The organism is Thermus scotoductus DSM 8553 (assembly GCF_000381045.1).
In the GTDB taxonomy this organism is placed as follows: domain Bacteria; phylum Deinococcota; class Deinococci; order Deinococcales; family Thermaceae; genus Thermus; species Thermus scotoductus.
In genome coordinates, this window is the sequence record NZ_KB905803.1 from 1 (window position 1) to 1,595 (window position 1,595).

Consider the following 1,595-nt stretch of genomic DNA (forward strand, 5'->3'; position numbering starts at 1 on the left):
CTTCTCCTTTACCGGTGGGAGGTAGAGAACCGGTCCTTTTGGGTACGGGACGTTCTCCTCCACGAGGATGCCTGCCAGGTGCGGGGGGTGGGGGCGTGGGTGCTGGCGGTGCTGCGGGCCTTCCTGGTTTCCAAGCTTCACCGGGAGGGGGTGAGGGAGAAGAAAGCCGCCCTGGAAATCTTCTCCTTCAACCCCCTCTCCGCCCTGCGCTTCCTGGGGCTCTATGCAGTATAGCGGTCAAGTCTGGCGGATGGCATAGAACCGTTGGTTCATAGCCAGCGCACGGTATAAATCGGCCTCGAGCCCTAACCTGCTGAAAAAGCTCTTGGTGGTCTGCTAGCAAGGAAATCGGTATGCAATACTGTCCCTCTCAGTGAGCTGTATTCAAGGCCAGGTTCAAAACCACCACACCCACAATAATGAGTGCAATGCCCAGGGCAATTGCCCCGTTCATGGGCTCTTTGAGCACCAGCCAGCCCCATACCGCAATGAGGGCTGTGCCCAGCCCCGACCAGACCGCATAGGCGGTGTTGAGCGGAATGGTTTTGAGCGCCAGGCTCAGAAAGTAGAAGGCGCTGGCATAGCCCACCACCACCAGCACAGAGGGCCCCAGCTTACTAAAGCCCTGCGAGGCTTTGAGACCCGTCGAACCGATCACCTCGAACACAACTGCCAGCAACAGCAAAACCCAGCCGTTCACGAAACCTCCTTGACCTGTGCGGGTTTCCTGTCGTTCGGTGAGACCAGTTTGAGGCCGATTACCGAACCAATCAGCAGCACCAGGAAGGCGATGCGGCCCACGGTAGCGGGGTCGCCCAAAAAGAGAATCCCCACCAGCGCGGTGCCGAAAGCCCCGATACCCGTCCAGACAGCGTAGGCGGTGCCCATAGCCATCAGCCACCTGCCAGTTCCAGCATTCGCCGCAAAACTTTTCGCTTGTATTCGCCCTCTGGCACACCCAATTGGAGGATATCGGCTATGAAGATGCCGTCGGTGGCTAGCATCGCTACCATCACGTCGGGGTTCTGGGGAATTTGGGCATACCAGCGCTGCCAGCGTTCACGCACGACTTCCAGCAAACTGGGGTTCAGGGCTAGCGCTGCCATCATCCCCAAGAACAGCCCTTGCGAGTCATCTTGGGCGCCCAGTTTGACATAGGCCTGAGCGAAAGGCAGACCGCTGGCTTGGAGGCGCTGTTCAAACACATTTAGCTGGTATTCTAGGAGTTCCTTTAGCAGAGCATCTTTGCCAGGGAAATGGTATAGCAGCCCCCCTTTGCTGACCCCAGCTTCCCTAGCTACCGTCTCCAGCGTCAGGGCCACCGCGCCTTCCCGCCGTATCACCTCCGTAGCAGCCTGCAATATCCGCGCCTTGACTATCAAACTGGAGTTTTCGATTTTTGGCATGCATACCTCCCTCATCAAACTGTACCGTCCAGACGTTATAGTTTGATGAGAAGTTCTTTCCACAGACTTGACCGCTATGCGGCCTTTGGGGTTAATAAGAGGCATGACCCTCTGGTGGCTTTTCTTTCCCGCGTGGACTCCCTGAGGGGCGTGGAACGCTTCGCCCGCGCCAACCCCCACCTCTTGCCC

3 protein-coding genes and 1 pseudogene are annotated in these 1,595 nt (G+C 57.9%); 1 reads left to right on the forward strand and 3 read right to left on the reverse strand.

Annotated elements, in window-relative coordinates; translation table 11 throughout:
* Positions 1 to 234, forward strand: a pseudogene (locus tag F604_RS0111580) (transposase); the annotation flags it as partial.
* A gap of 136 nt (positions 235 to 370) precedes the next feature.
* On the opposite strand, the gene F604_RS0111585 reads toward F604_RS0111580, so the two are convergent.
* From F604_RS0111585 to F604_RS0111595, 3 genes are read right to left on the reverse strand one after another with little or no spacing between them, the layout of a single operon-like run.
* The gene (locus F604_RS0111585; protein WP_019551779.1) at positions 371 to 700 is read right to left on the reverse strand and encodes a DMT family transporter; all 330 of its coding nucleotides are present in this window, start codon (positions 698 to 700) and stop codon (positions 371 to 373) included.
* A complete protein-coding gene (locus tag F604_RS12350) occupies positions 697 to 888 on the reverse strand; it encodes a DMT family transporter (protein WP_211209622.1) in 192 nt (63 codons plus the stop codon). The genes F604_RS0111585 and F604_RS12350 overlap by 4 nt, the downstream gene beginning before the upstream one ends.
* A gap of 5 nt (positions 889 to 893) precedes the next feature.
* Positions 894 to 1,406 carry a TetR/AcrR family transcriptional regulator gene (locus tag F604_RS0111595; RefSeq protein ID WP_019551781.1) on the reverse strand — a complete coding sequence of 171 codons (513 nt, stop codon included), beginning with the start codon at positions 1,404 to 1,406 and terminating at the stop codon, positions 894 to 896.
* Positions 1,407 to 1,595 lie beyond the last annotated feature (189 nt).

What these genes read in the sequence shown, in the direction of transcription:
- F604_RS0111595 (WP_019551781.1), bottom strand. Translation starts at nt 1,406, where the DNA reads ATGCCAAAAATCGAAAACTCCAGTTTGATAGTCAAGGCGCGGATATTG.
- F604_RS12350 (WP_211209622.1), bottom strand. Translation starts at nt 888, where the DNA reads ATGGGCACCGCCTACGCTGTCTGGACGGGTATCGGGGCTTTCGGCACC.